The organism is Neobacillus muris, assembly GCF_943193175.1.
Lineage (GTDB): Bacteria > Bacillota > Bacilli > Bacillales > Cytobacillaceae > Neobacillus > Neobacillus muris.
This window is the reverse complement of the sequence record NZ_CALPDF010000044.1, coordinates 21,742-38,198: the sequence shown is the minus strand read 5'-3', so window position 1 is coordinate 38,198 and position 16,457 is coordinate 21,742. Positions and strand designations below refer to the sequence as shown.

The 16,457-nt window shown below is 41.6% G+C and carries 17 protein-coding genes; 1 reads left to right on the top strand and 16 read right to left on the bottom strand.

Features of this window, described 5'->3' with window-relative positions; translation table 11 throughout:
* Positions 1–303 precede the first annotated feature (303 nt).
* From NFS43_RS20540 to NFS43_RS20520, 5 genes are all read right to left on the bottom strand, one after another.
* Positions 304–948, bottom strand: coding sequence for an SDR family oxidoreductase (locus NFS43_RS20540; protein ID WP_251554662.1), 645 nt, complete (start codon positions 946–948; stop codon positions 304–306).
* A 142-nt stretch (positions 949–1,090) separates the two neighbouring features.
* The gene (gene putP, locus NFS43_RS20535) at positions 1,091–2,569 is read right to left on the bottom strand and encodes a sodium/proline symporter PutP (RefSeq protein WP_277613986.1); all 1,479 of its coding nucleotides are present in this window, start codon (positions 2,567–2,569) and stop codon (positions 1,091–1,093) included.
* Positions 2,570–2,800: 231 nt separating this feature from the next.
* Complete coding sequence (gene proB / locus NFS43_RS20530) at positions 2,801–3,940, bottom strand: glutamate 5-kinase (protein ID WP_251554661.1); 1,140 nt, start codon at positions 3,938–3,940, stop codon at positions 2,801–2,803.
* Between the two features lie 67 nt (positions 3,941–4,007).
* Positions 4,008–4,874 (bottom strand): pyrroline-5-carboxylate reductase, encoded by an 867-nt coding sequence (gene proC, locus NFS43_RS20525; RefSeq protein WP_251554660.1) that lies wholly within the window; start codon positions 4,872–4,874, stop codon positions 4,008–4,010.
* A 321-nt stretch (positions 4,875–5,195) separates the two neighbouring features.
* Positions 5,196–5,678, bottom strand: a complete 483-nt coding sequence (locus NFS43_RS20520) for a GNAT family N-acetyltransferase (RefSeq protein ID WP_251554659.1) — start codon at positions 5,676–5,678, stop codon at positions 5,196–5,198.
* A gap of 179 nt (positions 5,679–5,857) precedes the next feature.
* On the opposite strand from NFS43_RS20520, the gene NFS43_RS20515 reads away from it, so the two are divergent.
* Positions 5,858–7,195, top strand: a complete 1,338-nt coding sequence (locus tag NFS43_RS20515; RefSeq protein WP_251554658.1) for an APC family permease — start codon at positions 5,858–5,860, stop codon at positions 7,193–7,195.
* A gap of 105 nt (positions 7,196–7,300) precedes the next feature.
* Here NFS43_RS20515 and NFS43_RS20510 read toward each other — a convergent pair whose 3' ends face one another.
* From NFS43_RS20510 to NFS43_RS20460, 11 genes are all read right to left on the bottom strand, one after another.
* Positions 7,301–7,582, bottom strand: a complete 282-nt coding sequence (locus NFS43_RS20510; protein ID WP_251554657.1) for a hypothetical protein — start codon at positions 7,580–7,582, stop codon at positions 7,301–7,303.
* 43 nt (positions 7,583–7,625) lie between these two features.
* The gene (locus NFS43_RS20505) at positions 7,626–8,228 is read right to left on the bottom strand and encodes an FAD-dependent oxidoreductase (protein WP_251554656.1); all 603 of its coding nucleotides are present in this window, start codon (positions 8,226–8,228) and stop codon (positions 7,626–7,628) included.
* A 173-nt stretch (positions 8,229–8,401) separates the two neighbouring features.
* Positions 8,402–9,289, bottom strand: a complete 888-nt coding sequence (locus tag NFS43_RS20500) for an NAD(P)-dependent oxidoreductase (RefSeq protein ID WP_251554655.1) — start codon at positions 9,287–9,289, stop codon at positions 8,402–8,404.
* A 163-nt stretch (positions 9,290–9,452) separates the two neighbouring features.
* Entirely contained in the window at positions 9,453–10,148 is a 696-nt protein-coding gene (locus tag NFS43_RS20495) for an LrgB family protein (RefSeq protein ID WP_251554664.1), read from the bottom strand.
* Positions 10,148–10,519 carry a CidA/LrgA family protein gene (locus NFS43_RS20490; RefSeq protein ID WP_251554654.1) on the bottom strand — a complete coding sequence of 124 codons (372 nt, stop codon included), beginning with the start codon at positions 10,517–10,519 and terminating at the stop codon, positions 10,148–10,150. Before NFS43_RS20490 ends, NFS43_RS20495 begins: the two co-directional genes overlap by 1 nt.
* Before the next feature lie 127 nt (positions 10,520–10,646).
* Positions 10,647–11,525: a LysR family transcriptional regulator gene (locus NFS43_RS20485; RefSeq protein ID WP_251554653.1), complete on the bottom strand. Its 879-nt coding sequence runs from the start codon at positions 11,523–11,525 to the stop codon at positions 10,647–10,649.
* A 117-nt stretch (positions 11,526–11,642) separates the two neighbouring features.
* Positions 11,643–12,434 carry an HAD family hydrolase gene (locus tag NFS43_RS20480; RefSeq protein ID WP_251554652.1) on the bottom strand — a complete coding sequence of 264 codons (792 nt, stop codon included), beginning with the start codon at positions 12,432–12,434 and terminating at the stop codon, positions 11,643–11,645.
* Positions 12,435–12,514: 80 nt separating this feature from the next.
* On the bottom strand, positions 12,515–12,931 hold the full coding sequence (locus tag NFS43_RS20475; protein WP_251554651.1) for a GNAT family N-acetyltransferase: 417 nt from the start codon (positions 12,929–12,931) through the stop codon (positions 12,515–12,517).
* 108 nt (positions 12,932–13,039) lie between these two features.
* Positions 13,040–13,780, bottom strand: a complete 741-nt coding sequence (gene map, locus NFS43_RS20470; RefSeq protein WP_251554650.1) for a type I methionyl aminopeptidase — start codon at positions 13,778–13,780, stop codon at positions 13,040–13,042.
* A gap of 92 nt (positions 13,781–13,872) precedes the next feature.
* Entirely contained in the window at positions 13,873–15,309 is a 1,437-nt protein-coding gene (locus NFS43_RS20465) for a DHA2 family efflux MFS transporter permease subunit (RefSeq protein ID WP_251554649.1), read from the bottom strand.
* Positions 15,310–15,481: 172 nt separating this feature from the next.
* Positions 15,482–16,405, bottom strand: a complete 924-nt coding sequence (locus NFS43_RS20460; RefSeq protein ID WP_251554647.1) for an alpha/beta hydrolase — start codon at positions 16,403–16,405, stop codon at positions 15,482–15,484.
* Positions 16,406–16,457: the final 52 nt, after the last annotated feature.

Here is a 16,457-nt window from a genome sequence, read left to right as displayed (position 1 = left end):
TTCGTCCTGAGCCAGGATCAAACTCTCCAAGAAAGTTGATATAGCTCATAAAAAATAACGTTGGCTTCATTTCAAAAGAAACGAATGTTTTATTGTTGACGTTTTTGTTTGTTTAGTTTTCAAAGAACAATTTCAGCTTCTTACTGAAGCGACATTTAATATATTAACATAATTAAAATTCAAAGTCAACTTTATTTTTTTATTATTCAAGTTGAAATAATCACTCGCTCTAAAAGCGACTTTTATATAATACCATCGATTACCCCTTCGAACAATCTGCAATTTTTTCCATATTCCATAACCTTAAAACATCTTTAATGCTTCTCCGATCGGAATATCGCCTGAAACGAGATCAAATGCGCGGTAATAGGTATTCCCCTCATTTAAAGAAGCAATAATCGTTTTGGCCACATCCTCTCGTGATATAGACCCATTTTTTATATCCTCTGCTATTGAAATTTTTCCTGTACCCGTTTTATCTAACAGTCTGCCGGGGCGAATTATTGTATAGGTCAAATTGCTTTGTTCTAACATTTTATCAGCATAATGTTTAGCAACATAATAGGGTTTAATGGCATTATTCCAGTTTTCTCTCCGGTGCGCTTGGAGAGCGCTGACCATAATAAATCTTTTAATCCCTACTTTTTCTGCTGCTTCTATTGTCTTGACCGCCCCATCGAGGTCCACTAGGAGGGTTTTATCAGCACCTGTATGTCCTCCGGAGCCGGCTGTAAAAACAATCGCATGGCACCCCTTTGCCCCGTCCGCAATCTCTTCCACTCCTCCTTCCAAATTAACGATAGCCGTTTCAGCTCCAAATCGCTGAAATTCAGTCCCCTGCTCTTCCTCTCTAACCATTGCTCTTACGGTATGCTGATTATCGGCTGATAAAAACCTTACAAGGTGATGCCCTATTTTGCCATTTGCACCAACGACAAAAACCTTCATATATGATGCCTCCTATATTTTTTGATTATTATTTCATTTTCTCGTACGATCTATTTGTAATCCTATAATTTCAAGAAAAAGACTCCTAGGTAAGATTCCAGGAGCCATAAAACAAACCATTCAAAAAGCCTTGTCAAAAAAACTACGCCTGCGCTTCCTTTAACTTTGAGCGATATAGACGATACTCCTCCTGAACTTGTTTGGAAGGGGCTTTTCCAAGGAGACTGACGATAATGACAGCGAGCGCTCCAAACAAGAAACCCGGAGCGAGTTCATATAAATCGAAAATGCCGCCGGACAACTTTGCCCAAATAATGACTGTTAAAGCCCCAACGATGATTCCTGCCAATGCGCCATTACGGGTCATTCTTTTCCAGAACAAACTTAGAATCACAACAGGTCCAAAAGCTGCTCCAAATCCTGCCCAGGCATAGCTGACTAACTCCAGCACCTTACTTTCCGGATTGTATCCTAATAGGATCGCTATAATCGCAATTCCTAGAACAGCAATTCTGCCAACAATCATTTCTTCCTTTTTGGTAGCGTTTCTCCTAAAGATCGATTTATAAAAATCTTGTGCCAACGCACTTGAAGAAACGAGTAATTGAGAATCAACAGTACTCATGATTGCTGAGAGAATGGCTGCGAGTAGAAAACCAGCTGCCCATGGATTAAACAGAACCTGTGAAAACATGATAAATACGGTTTCTGAATTTTCCAAAGGCGTTTTGGCAAAGTAGGCAATTCCTGCAAAACCAATAAATATGGCACCAAATAAAGAAATAATCATCCATACCATACCGATTAATCTTGCTTTTGGAATTTCTCGAGTTGACTTGATTCCCATAAATCGGACGATAATATGCGGCTGTCCAAAATAGCCTAATCCCCATGCTAATAGAGATATTACACCAATCAAGGTGGCTTCGGAGTATACATTAAGGAACGATGTATTGATATTTCCTATTTTTTGAACGGTATCATGCCAGCCGCCAAGTTCGTGTATGGCAACGATTGGAATGACGATAAGCGCTAAGAACATGAGGATTCCTTGGAAAAAGTCAGTCCAACTGGCAGCTAAGAAACCTCCAAAGAATGTATAGGAAACAATAACCGCTGCCCCAATCCAAAGTGCAAGAATATAATTCATCCCAAAAGACTGCTCTAATAGGATCGCTCCTCCAACAAGACTTGACGAGGTATAGAATGTAAAGAAAACCAGAATAACAATCGCGGAGATGACTCGCAGGATTTTCGAGGAATCGCGAAACCGATTTTCAAAAAAATCCGGCACTGTAATCGAATCATTTGCCACTTTGGTATAAACCCGTAGCGGCTTCGCAATAAATTGCCAGTTTAAATAGGCTCCTATCGCTAATCCAATCGGCAGCCAAATGGAACCCATCCCACTGAGATAAACAGCTCCTGGAAGGCCAAGCATCAGCCATCCGCTCATGTCAGAGCTTCCTGCACTTAAGGCTGCTACTCCTGCACTAAGGCGCCTCCCGCCAAGAACGTAGTCATTCAAATTTTTCGTCATTCTCGCAGCCATATAGCCAATAATCCACATGGCTGCCAAATAAATGATGATGGATGTTAACGTAGGTGCACTTATACTCATTAATTAACCCTCTCCTTTTTCTGCAAAATAAGTTATGACGGATAATATGATTAATAGCGGCATCGGCACCATTAACCAGGCCCATGTTGCATCCGTAAAACTTACCTCCATGTCATCACCTCCTTTAAAGCTATTTAAAGGTGCTTTGGGACTGAGCACTGGGCAGCTTTGTATTGCCAATTGTCAGTTTAAACTTCTTTAATGAATGTCCTTAAGATTCTTCTAACTTCCTTAATGTGTAAGGCCAACTAAACATGGAACATCTAATCGGCAAACAAAATCATCCCATTCCATGATGGATCGCGATAATTTGCTCCTATCAGATTCTAAATCTTTGAGTCTAGTCAATTCGATAGAGGAAAGCTTCACCACTCCAAGCCCAATTTCCTTCCCTGTCATGTCCAATACGCGAATAACAGAGCCTTCTTTAAAATGTCCGTTTATTTGACGGATACCATTCAGCCTTAAACTCTTACGGCTCTTTACAAATGTTTGTTGAGACTCTTTGTCTATCAAGATTTCTCCTTCTGGCCCTGAATTAAAGGCAATCCATTTTTTCTTTTGATCTAAATTGACTGATGCATCTATGCGTTTAAAGTAGGTTCCTTTCGCCTTGCCCAAACACGCGTCGCTAACAATGTTTTTACGTGATGCATTTCCTAAGAATACGGTGATGCCAGAAGCCATTGCAATTTTAGCCGCCTCAATTTTGGATTTCATTCCGCCTGTTCCGACTGAACTTCTAGACCCGCCTGCGGCTGATTCGATTTCAGGTGTAATTTCCGTAACAACTTCAATCGGTTTGGCCTGGATGTTTTTTATTGGATCAGCATTATACAGCCCGTCGATATCTGACAAAATGATGAGCATCTGGGCATCGATTAATCCAGCGACCTTTGCAGATAGAGTATCGTTATCACCAAACCTCAATCTGTCAATGGTAACCGTGTCATTTTCATTAACGATGGGCACAATGCCCCTTTCTAGCAAAACATTCAATGTATTCCGGACATTTTTATAGCGACTCTCATCTAAGAAATCACTTTTCGTAATTAAAATTTGTGAGGCTACATACCCATGCGATAAAAACAGCTTTGAATACGATTCTATTAGCAATCCCTGCCCTATAGAAGCAGCGGCTTGTTTTTCAGGCAATGTACTAGGACGTTCCATGCATCCCAGTTTCCGGTAACCTGCTGCGACTGCACCAGATGAAACAAGCACTACTTCATAACCGGCATCTTTCAAATTGGCAATTTCAGCTGTTAGTTTTTCAAGCTTTCGCCGGCTGATTTCACCATGGCGGCTTGTTAAAGAACTGCTTCCAATTTTTATGGCAACTCTCTGAGGATGCCTTGGGTACGGGATCATGCAATCACTCCATTCATGTTTTTAAAGAATAAACTTACTTTCAGGCAGATATTTCTTTGCAAGATGGTTAAAGCTCAACAATGGTAGTTATGCCGTCTGGCCGAATAGATTTCTCCAACTTATAGCTGATTTCCTTGGAACGATTGGCTGCCTGAAGAATCGCTTTAGAAAGCGCTTCTGCCCCGCCGTGCTCGTGCAAGGCCTTTAGACCTGCTGCAGTTGTGCCATTTGGTGAAGTAATATTTTGCCTCAATACTTCCGGAGGATCCTCCTGCTCTTGCACCATTCTTGCTGCACCCAGGATGGTTTGGGCAATTATTTGGCGGGCGATTACTTTGGACAGTCCTGCCTTGATTCCTTCCTTCTCCATGTATTCCATAAAGCAATAAAAGTAGGCAGGTCCGCTGCCTGCGATGCCGGTAAAGATATCCATTTGCTTTTCAGAAATGACGTACACTTTCCCAATGCATTCAAGCAATTGCTTTGCCCACAAAAGATTTTGTTTCGTCGTATATTTACCTGCGGAAAGCGCTGTAGCCGATTCCCCGATTTTACTGGATGTGTTGGGCATCACCCTTATGACCTGCTGGCCGTCTGGCACTAATTGTTCAATCAATGAAGTCGTTATGCCAGCTATAACGGATAGAATAAGTTGATTGGGTTTGAGAATTGGTCCTATTGATTTTAACGAGGTTTCTGCATCTTTTGGTTTCATGGCGAGGATAATCGCATCAACTTGGTCTAATTTGAGTTCCTCTAGAGGAAACCCCTTTATTCCGTATTGATTTTTTAATTGTTTTAAACGATTGGTGTTGCCGCGGTTCGTAACGAAGATGTGTCCCGGAGGTATTTGTTGAGCCGAAACTATGCCAGAAATCATCGCTTCTGCCATCGATCCTGCCCCAATAAACGCAATTGTCTTTTTATCAATCATGCAATCTCTCCTTGTTTGTATATTGTTCTATTTTCCAATGCCCTTATGGTAACACGCTCAGATTGAATATCAAGGGAAAAATGGAAATTTATGTGTATTCCATTCAATTAGTGAGCATCTGGCACAATACAGCCGGTCATTTGCCTAAATCGTTTCTCAAGACGAAATATCCTCTCTCATCACAAAATTTGAGGAAATATTTTGGAAAAATCATTAACTGACTCCTCAAAAAAATTTCCTCTCCCCATCGGTTTTAACAAAAATAAAAAAAGCCTGGTTTCAAGGGAAAGCTTCCCAAGAATACAGGCAAACAATACATGATTAGTAGGACAGCCTCTTTTCCATCACAACCGTTTTCACATCAAAGCCATTTGGATTGGTAACAGTCTCCTCTTTTACTGCCCTGTACCCTAATGATTGATACAAGTGAACATTCTGGGGCAATGACATTCTTACTCGGCATTCCAATTTTGAAAGATTAGTAGAAATGGCATAGTTCTCGAGCCATGCCAGCATGGTTTTAGCCAGTCCTCTTCCCCTTGCATACGGAGGCACGGATACCCGCAGAAAATATAGACCGTTCTCGTTAATCGAAAATCTCAATGAACCAAGAGGTGTCCCGTGAACCAAACATAAAAGCACTTTTTCCTTTCCCATGCGATATTGGTTTAAAACATATGTAAGAGATTCGTTTATCGCACTGGATGGAACATTCAAATACCGATATTCTTCAAATGCTTCTAACATGATATGATGAGCAGCTCCCACTTCGTATTCTGTTGCCTCTCTTACTTCAACATTCATTTTATTAACTCCAATCCAAAGGCATTTTCTTAAAAGGGTATTTCTTTTAATTGAATTATATACAATTTCTATAAAATTTTTAACCTATAAAGAATTTCTACTTTTGCCAAAAAAGCTATTTTCATGGAATAAAAATTCATATAAAATAATTTTTATGCTGGATTAAGGGGGAATTACAATTGAATGTTTCACAGGGAAGTTTTAAAAGAACTTTGGGAGTAAGCTCCATTGTATTTCTAGGTTTAGCTTATATGTCTCCGTTTGCTGTTTTTGATACCTTCGGCGTGGTCTCAGATGTGACAAATGGGCATGTACCTGCATCTTACGTGCTCATTACCATCGCCATACTTTTCACGGCATTGAGCTATGGAAAAATGGTCAAGATTTATCCTGACGCAGGTTCAGCCTATACATATACAAAGAGAACAATGGGCTCGGGACTTGGCTTTTTGGTTGGATGGTCCGCTTTGCTTGATTATATCTTTCTGCCCATGATTAATGCGCTTTTAGCTGGCATTTATTTATCCGCAAGTTTTCCAAATGTTCCTGGATGGGTATGGATCGTTGGGCTGGTTTTGATCATTACCATTATGAATATTGCCGGCATCAAAGTCGCTGTATCGGCCAATACATTATTTGTTCTTTTTCAATTATTAGTAGCCATTATCTTTGTCATCCTAACCATTCGGTCTATTTATACCGGCGATACGGGAACGGGATTGTCCTCGCAGCCGTTTTTTTCAAAAGATATCAGTATGAGCCTGTTATTTTCAGGAGCCTCTATTTTAGCCCTATCCTTTTTAGGCTTCGATGCAGTGACGACTTTAGCTGAGGAAACCATTGAACCTGAAAGGAATATTCCAAAAGGGATTTTCCTCATTGCGATGATTGGCGGGGCATTTTTTATTTTAGTCACCTTTTTTATGCAGGTTCTCTATCCCGACGTCTCGGTTTTAGCAGATATAGAGGGGGCATCTCCTGAAATCGCTCATCGAATTGGAGGAATTTTATTCCAATCCGTTTTTACCAGCGGCGCCCTTATTTCAGTTTTGGCTTCCGGCCTTGCTGCCCAAACAAGTGCATCCAGACTGCTGTTTGCCATGGGCAGGGATGGTGTCTTGCCGAAGAAAGCTTTCGGTTACCTGCATCCTAAATGGCACACGCCCATTTTTAATATTATTTTTATCGGAGTGCTTGCGCTTAGTGCTCTGTTCTTGGATCTTGTTACAGCCACATCCTTAATCAATTTTGGAGCATTCACCGCCTTTTCGTTTGTGAACTTATCCGTTATGATTTATTATTTTAGAAATAAGCGGCAAATGAAAGCTACCAGTTTACTAAGTTATGTGGTTTCACCAGTGATTGGGCTCGCTTTTATCATTTATTTATGGGTGAGTTTAGATCTTCTTGCTATCATTTTTGGCTTCTCTTGGTTTGGGATCGGCTTAGTTTATCTCCTTGTTCTGACAAAAGGATTTCAAGTAAAGCCGCCGGAATATGAATTTGCAGAAAATTAATCATGATGGAAGATATGAAAACGGGACGCTATCGCCTTTAGTGTCCCGTTTTCAATAAAAAAAAACGACTCTTCCTAAGGAAGCCGCTTTACAATTACAAATGACTTATATCCTGACAAGCCTTTCTTTTATTCTTTCATTGACTGCCTTACGAAACCCCCAGATAATGTCGGGCAATATCTCAGGCATAATTTTAATTTCATTTATATCCCAATAAAGCTCGTTCTTTCTATGATAGGTAAAAATCCCATCTTTATACTTCATAATGGTAAGGGTACCGTTTGGATTAATAGTTTTTAATGTAAGATAGTATTTTTCCCCGTCCCGATCTGCAATGGATTCGAAGGATTTCAGAAACCCCTTTATATCTGATTTTCTTTTAATCATTCTGCTTCCTCCTCATTGGTTAGATATATATTCCTGACTATCGTTAATACGAAAACTCTAGAAAATTTGATGATGAACCGCTTCCTTGATACGGATTACAAATGATCCCGCAAATTCTTTTTGCCAGCACTCTCCCTTGTTCCTGAGACTGTTCAAGCAAGCGATCTATCTGATTCCGATGCTCGGCACATTCCCCAACTGCAAATATATTAGGGATGGCTGTTTCCATAAAGCCGTTGACAATGATCCCCCTGTTCACAGGAACACCGCTTTTAATAGCCAATTGAACATTTGGCGTCATCATGATTGAGTTCGTTTTTACATTTCCCGAGAGGGGCATTGCCGGAAAAGAACCGGTGGCAAAAATCAACCGATCATATTCATACTTTTGATTTTTGTCTGTAAAGACCCATTGGTGATCCGTATCCATTTTTATGACGGCTTCTCTTCTAATTATTAAAGAGTCAGCCTTTTCAAATAGAGGGATATAATTCAACAGATTACTGCGTATATAAAGCTGACTCGTATCGGACTCAACTTGGAAAGTGGATATATCAAACTTATTTGGATGAATTTTTACTATTTCCTTCACACACTGAATCCCGGCCAGATCAATTCCAACGAGCACAATATGGAGCTTCTTCAATTTAAGACCTCCAAAATGTAGGATTTCTTTGATTATAGATGGAAGAAAGTATATATTCTACAATTATGTAATTAAACCTTACGTCATTTTCGCGTGACCCGCGTTGGAGAATCTGTGGCCCCAAAAAAAGACAACCCAGTTTGGGCTGCCAGTTTGTCAATATAGATTACTCCTTATTCAAGTCCTGCCTCTTCCATCGATATCCTGGCAAGCGCAGCCCAATCTTGATTTTCCCGGCCTTTTGCCACGGATGCGAGCAGACGGCTATGGACTAAGTCAGCCAAAGGCATCGGGTTTTTCGCTGCGTTCGCCTCCGTTAAAACAAGATTGCAATCTTTAAGACCCAGCGCCAGTTGAAACCCTGCTGGTTCAAACATCTTTTTGGCAATTAGCTGGCCGTAACCCTGATACACGGTGCAGTTAAACAAGGTCGATGCATACACTTCTGCGGCCAGTTCCCGGTCAATCCCGTTTTTCTCCGCTAAATTAAACGATTCAGCCATCGCCTCCATAGCTGCCATAATCATAAAATTTCCGCCCAGTTTAATGATATTGGCATTGCCGGGCTCTTCCCCTAAGTCAAATACACGTTGGCCCAACGCCTCTTGCAATGGTTTCACTTTCTCTTTTGATTCTTTGGAACCGGACGAGAGTATATTTAATTTCTGAGCTGCAGCCGCTTCCGGACGTCCAAAAACAGGGGAAGCGACATAATCACTGCCATGCTGTTGGTGAAAAGAGGCCAATTTTCGGGAAGTCTCAGGAGAAACCGTGCTCATTGAAAGATGAATTCCGCCCTGGCCCAGTTTCTCGCCAAAACCCTCTGGACCCATGACGACATCCTCAAGCGCCTGATCGTTTGCAACCATCGTAATCACAATCCCACCCTCTGATATTGCATCAGAGGGACGCTCCACCTGGATGGCACCAGCGTCTGCTGCAGCCTTCGCCTTGCTGGGAGTACGATTATACACCTTTACCTGATAACCTGCCTTAAGCAAATTCATGACCATTGGCTGGCCCATATTTCCCAATCCGATAAATCCAACTTCCATACCCATAAAAAGTCCCTCCTAGTTGGTGTACGTTTCTTCATTAGGCTGACCACTGAACCATTCAATTAGTTAACTCCGTTATAGAAATTCGCTAAAAAGGGAAAATATCCTTTCCTAAACTCCTTTTGGATGCAAATAAAGCTGCTGAGATCTCCCAGCAGCTTTTATTTTAAAATAGATGCTTAAATGTCATCAACGATGGGATCAGCAGCGCACCCCAAAGCAGTGTGATCCAAGCTGCGAAAATCATTCCCAAGGAAGAAAATGTGGCTTCCTGTTTTCCATATTCCATCGCCTTTGTGGTTCCTACCCCATGGGCTGCCATGCCAAGAGCAAGGCCTCTGGCAATCGGTGATTTAATGGCAAATGACTTGATGACCATCGGCCCGACAATCCCGCCAAAGACTCCCGTAATAATGACAAAAACCGTTGTTAGGGTAGGCAGGCCGCCGATTTCCTTCGATACTTCAATCGCAATCGGGGTGGTAATCGACCTCGGCAGAATCGAAGTAATCATGTCATAATTTAAATGAATTAATTTCGATAAACCAAAGGTTGAAAAGATGGCTACAAGCGTTCCAGATGTGATGCTGACCGCTATGGTTCCAAGATGCTTCTTCACTGCCGGCAAATTTTTGTAAATAGGAACGGCAAAGGCAACCGTAGCCGGTCCCAACAGATGAGTCAGCCATTTTGTTGATTGCAGATATCCGTCAGCCGATACATGAATGATAGAGATAAACAGAATAAGAAGCATCGGTGTTAACAGTAACGGATGAAAGAGCGGAAAAGCCATTTTTGTATAAACCATTTTGGATGCGCGGTACAATAGGTAGGTTACGACAATAAATAGGACCATCTTCATCAATGCTGCTCACTCCTTTTCTTAATCGCTGTTTTTTCCGCTATAATTCCAGTTAAACCCATAACAATGATGGTACTGATGCCAATCAGTAAGACAATTTCCGCTCCTTGAAAACTAAAAATTTCTTTATAATTGACAATACCGACTGCTGAAGGGACGAAGAAAAGCAACAGTTCAGCTAAAAGCCAATTGGCCCCTTGTTCCACCCATTCCAGTTTTACAATTTTAAAACAGAGAGCCAGAAATAGGAGAATTAAGCCAAACATAGAAGCCGGTATAGGAACAGGAATGATTAACTTCAGTGCCGCCCCCAATAATAAAAAAACATGCAGGAATAAAACCTGAAGGATAATGACCAGTACTTTTTTCATCGTAAAACCCCTTATCTGAAAAAGGAGTTCATCCACTCCTTTACACTTTAAAAGAACTAAGAGTAATCTTACGACGAATCTTGATATTCGTAAAATACATATTTAGAATGTTTGCCATAACTAAAAATTATAATGGCTCTTTAAGAATAAAATCGATAAAGGTTCTCGCAGCATTGGAAATATATCGCTCCTTTTTTATCAGGACTGCGAGACGCCAAAGGATCTGCGGATTTATATCAAGAACTCTAAGATCCGTATTAAAAGCCCGGTTGCAAATCGACTGGGGCAAAATCGTGACGCCAAGATTGGCGGCAACCATCTCCGTCATCAAATCCCATTGGGAGCTTTCAAAAAGGATTTTCGGCTCAAACCCGGCAGAAATGAAATGATTCCTCATTATTTGGTGCAAAGCAAACTCTTCATGATAAAAAATAAATTCTTCATCTTTCAGTTCTTCAATATTCACCAAATTCCTCTTGGCCAAAGGGTGGTCCTTATAGACCAAAAGCTTCATTTCTTCCTCTACGATGGGATAGACGTCAAACTCTTTCTCATCAATGGGCAGCACCGCCACCCCCAATTCAAATTCCCCTTCTTCGACACTCTTCACCACCCTGGCACCGCCGTATTCGGTAATATTCAATTTGACATTAGGAAACGTATGATGAAACTTCGCCATCACTCTAGGAAAAAACAGGCTGCCGATAAAGGGCGGCAAACCGATATTAATCTGGCCTCTTGTTAGATTGGTCATATCATTTAATGTAGACTTCATTTCATCCATCAGGCCCGACATTTTCTGGGCGTATTCCACAACTACTTTCCCGGCGTCGGTCACTTCACTGGTCCGATTGGTCCTGATAATCAGCGTCATCCCGAGTTCCTCTTCTAAAGCCATAATGGATTTACTGAGCGCCGGCTGCGAGATGTGCATCGTTTCCGCTGCTTTGGTGATGCTTTTATGCTTGGCCACCTCAGAAAATAGCTGTAATTGCCTCAATTCCAAGTGAAACCACCTCCACGGTTTATCTCTAATTTGCATTGTAGCATAATAAAGGGAAAATCCTGCAAATTGAAAAAGCTGAGGCCTCGCCACAGCTTTTTCTTAGTAATATCAGTGATTTTAATTCTGGTTTAATTCTTCCAAAATCGTGTGAAGGTCCGCTAAGTGTTGAATTTCATATGCAGGTATGACCTCATTTCGCTGCTTGTTATGGCGATTAATCCAGACAGATTTGATCCCGGCACGATTAGCCCCAAGAATGTCAGTCATCAGGTTATCGCCTACCATGATTGCTTCCTCTTTAGCTAAGGATAATTTAGACAGGGCATATTCAAAAATGCCCGGGTCAGGCTTTCCTCTTCCATAATCACCAGAAATGACAATCTGGTCAAAATATGGCACGAGTTCCGGGGATATTTCCAGTTTCGTGTTTTGCAAATGCGGTGAACCGTTGGTTAACAGCAAAAGCTGATACATTCCTTTTAAGGACTCCAGTGTTTCAAAGGTATCTTCATATACAAACGGCAGCTTTCTTCGTTGCTCTGGGAAACGCTCCGCCAGTTCATGTCCAAAGTCTGCATCATCAATCCCCATTTTTTTAAGCCCAGCTGTCCATGCATCTTTTCGATAAGCCGGAACAATTTCTTTTAGCTTTTTAAATTCCTTGATCTCGTCCAAAAATGTTCCCCATAATCCTTCAAATGGATTAATGCCAATCATCTGTGTAAATGGGTATGTATCATAGGTAGAATAGAGCTTCTTTGCCGCCTCACGGACAGCTGATTCTAACTCTTCAGCATCAATCCCATAACGCTCTTCCGCTATCCTGCATGTCGCAATAAATGCTTCCTTTATGCTTTTTTGGTCCCATAGCAGTGTATCATCCAAGTCAAAAAAAATCGCTTTTATCATCTTATTCCTCACTTTTTTTGCAATAATCAATATTTTATAGTTTACCATTTTTATAGTCAAAAAAGTATGATAACTTGAATTTAATGGTTCGTTTTTCTCATAAAATAAAGCTTCATTAAATCCTCTGTAAATCCCCATTTTTGATAAAAAGGCAGCAGTTCTGGACGGCAGTATAATTCAAAATGGCGGACCTTTTGCAAGGAGGGATGTTCTGAGATCACCTCCAGTAACGCCCGGCCCAAATTCTTGCCGCGGAAGCTCTCCTTGACAATCACGTCAAAAATCAATGCCTTATAAATATAGTCTGTTAAAACACGTGAGAACCCGATTAGCTCTTTTGTCTCAGGACTGCATAGTCCAATTACGATGTCCGAATGAGCCAGCATATTTTTGATATCGTCCCGTTTTCTATCCTTCGTCCACCACTCCTGCTCAAACAATTTTTGTAATTCATCTATGTACGCTTCATTCCATTTGTCCATCAATACATAGTTCATCAGAATACCTCCTATACCGAGTTTCTCCTATGTATGATTAGACGATGATTATCTGGCATGGTTGCAAATAAAAAACATCTCCGCTTTTTAGGGCAGAGATGTTTTTTGTTAAAGCGTCGTGATAATCGGGCCATTTTTGGTCAGGATCATCGTGTGCTCATATTGGGCGACAAAGCTTTTTTCGGTGATATAGGTCCACTCGTCGCCTTTTTCAAACACTTCCTCTTCAAGGGTTGATATAAATGGTTCAAAAGCAATGACCATGCCGTCTTTTAGCAATTCATCATCACTTGGTTCATAATAGTTATAAATATATTCTGGTGATTCGTGGATCGTACGGCCAATGCCGTGGCCGGTCAGATTCATGATGACGGTAAATCCGTGCAGTTTCGCCGTCCTGTATACCGCTTTTCCGAGCCCGCTTTTCCTTGAACCTGGCTTGGCTTTTTTTAATCCTTCTTCAAACGCAAGCTTGGCAACCTCACAAAGCTTTTTAAGGACTTCTTCTCCTTCACCAACAACGATTGAAATTCCAGTATCAGCAAAATAGCCATTTTTCGAACCGGAAACATCAATATTCACGATATCTCCTTCTTGAATCACCCGGCTGCCGGGAATGCCATGCGCCACTTCTTCATTAATACTGATGCACGTATAGCCAGGAAAATCATATTCCCCTTTTGGCGCCGATGCTGCCCCTTCTTTCGCAAACATTTCACCGGCAATCTCATCTAATTCTTTTGTGGTAATGCCCGGCTTGGCTCTTTGAACCAATTCATCCCGTATGGCAGCACAAATCCTGCCAATTTCTTTTAATCCGTTAATATCTGCTTCTGTTTTTGCAATCATGCTTTTCCCTACTTCTCTGTTTTTGTCTTTCCACTCATTAATCTATTGTAGCTTTTCCTTTTGACAAAATTCAAGCATGAGTTTCCTTAACACTATTGCTGCATTTTCATTTTTAGTTTCCCGCTATGATCACCTGTACTTTCTGCAGGCCTGCTATCCTTAATAAAAAATGAAAGCAATAGCGCAAGTAAGGTTAACAAAGATACAACCATAAACGCAATGTTAGCTCCATGAATATCTGGATGGGCAATGTCCGGTCGGTTCTTAGCAGCTTCTGCAGTGGTAGTCATGACTGTAACAAGTATCGCCGTACCGACGGAGGCAGCAATCATTTTCATCGTATTATCCATCGCCGCACCATGAGGAATGAGCTGTTTGGGCAGCTGGTTTAACGCAGCGGTTGCCGCCGGCATCATTACCATAGATAAGCCAAACATTCTGATCCCATATAAAACCGTAATATACGTCATGGTTGTGGTTGTATTTAAATTGGTGAAAGCAAATGAGGAAGCTGCCGTGATGGCCAAACCAACAATCACCAGCCATCTGGCCCCCATTTTATCAAATATTCTTCCGATGATTGGCGACATAAACCCACTGATCAGCGCGCCAGGCAATAGGGCAAGCCCCGCCTCAAAGGCTGAAAACTCCCTCATATTCTGCATAAACAGCGGAATAATAGTCTCCGCCCCAATCAATCCCATAAAGCCAATCATTCCAATCACAATCGCAAATGGAAAAATTGAAAAAGCAAATACCCGAAATTCCAGCATCGGATGTGAAAGCCTCATCTGCCTAAACACAAACATGACAAGCGCCAAAGCTCCGATTCCTAAAGATGCCAGGGTAATGGAATCCAGCCATCCATAATTGCCGGCAGCGGTAAACCCATAAAGCAAACCGCCAAAGCCAAATGACGATAGGATGATAGAAATAATATCCACTTTTGGTTTAGAAACTTCTGTTACATTTTTCAGCGCAATAAACGCGACTAGGATATCTATGACCGCAATCGGCAGGATGATAAAAAACAAGACTCTCCATGAGAAATGCGCAGTCACCCACCCTGAAAGGGCAGGACCAATTGCCGGCGCAAAGGATATGACAAGACCAACTAATCCCATGGCCGAGCCCCGTTTATTAACCGGAAATATCATTAAAAAGACTGTTTGCATAAGTGGCAGCATCACACCTGCACCCAATGATTGGATAACCCTTCCTAATAACAGGATTTCAAAATTAGGCGCAATTCCGCCGACTAAGGTTCCCAAGGAGAAGATGCACATCGCTGATATAAACAGCTGCCTTGTCGTAAACCGTTCCAGTAAAAACGCACTAACAGGAATCATGATTCCATTCACCAGCATAAACACTGTGGTAAGCCACTGGGCACTGTTAGCTGTCACGTGCATCTCTTCCATAACTGGCGGTATGGCGGTAATCATTAACGTTTGATTTAAAATAGAAATAAATGTTCCGGCAAGGAGCAGCGCCACGATTGTAGACTTCTTGAAGTCTGAGACTGCCATGCATTCATTCCCCCCATTTTCTTTATTGATTTTTGATATGAAAAAACCTCCTTTTACAGATTACATGAACTTCTTTTTCTAATCCACTAGATTGTTCTAGTTTCTGAAAAAATTAGCATTAAAGGAAAAGCGAAGGAATCCTCATGCTCGGACTCCTTCGCTCATCTTTTTATTAATAAAAATTTTTTCTCAGTGTATTGCCCGCTTTTTCTAAAGCGGCTTTTCCTGAGTCAAGCACGGCAGCCATGCTGACGAAACCATGAATCGTTCCATACCGGACAGCCTCAACTTCAACACCTGCTGCTGCCAGCTTGTTGGCATAGTCCTCTCCTTCATCTCTTAACGGATCGTATTCAGCTGTAATCACAAGAGCTGGAGGGAGCCCTTTAAAATCGCCAAATAACATAGGGGAAACAAGTGGGCTTTGTTTATCTTCCTCCCTATTAAGGTAACAGTCGCGGAACCACTCCATTGTGCCTTTTTCCAAAAAGTATCCTTCCGCATTTTCGCGCATGGAGGCTGTTGGTTCCCCGCCTAAATTCGTGCTGGGATAAATCAAAAGCTGGAAACAAATAGGTAGATTTGATTTTTCCTTTGCCATATTGGATACGACGGCAGCGAGATTTCCACCGGCACTATCGCCGCCAACGGCAATTCTTGCCCGGTCAATTTGGAACTCTTCAGCATGGCTATACACATATTGAACGGCCGCATAAGAGTCTTCAACGGCTGCTGGAAATTTATGCTCAGGCGCTAAGCGATAATCGACGGAGATCGTGACACATTTGGCGAGATTTGTTAAGGCTCTGCATACATTATCATGGGTTTCTATGTTTCCCACTACCCAGCCTCCGCCATGGTAGTAAACAAGTGCCGGATAACTTGATTGCTTGTCCTTAGGATAATATACCCGAACCGGAATATCCGTTTCTAGACCCGGAATAGTCCGATCGACAACCTTTCCTACTTCTTCTAGTTCTCCTTGGGGCATTGAAAATACTTGGCGTGCCACAGCAGGAGAAAGCGTTTCCAAAGGTGGTGCCCCTGCGGCCGCTAATTGGTCCAATACTAGTTTAGTCTGCGGATCAAGTACCATTATATCGCCTTCCTTCTAAATATTTCTAACCATAAATAAAATTCAACAAAAG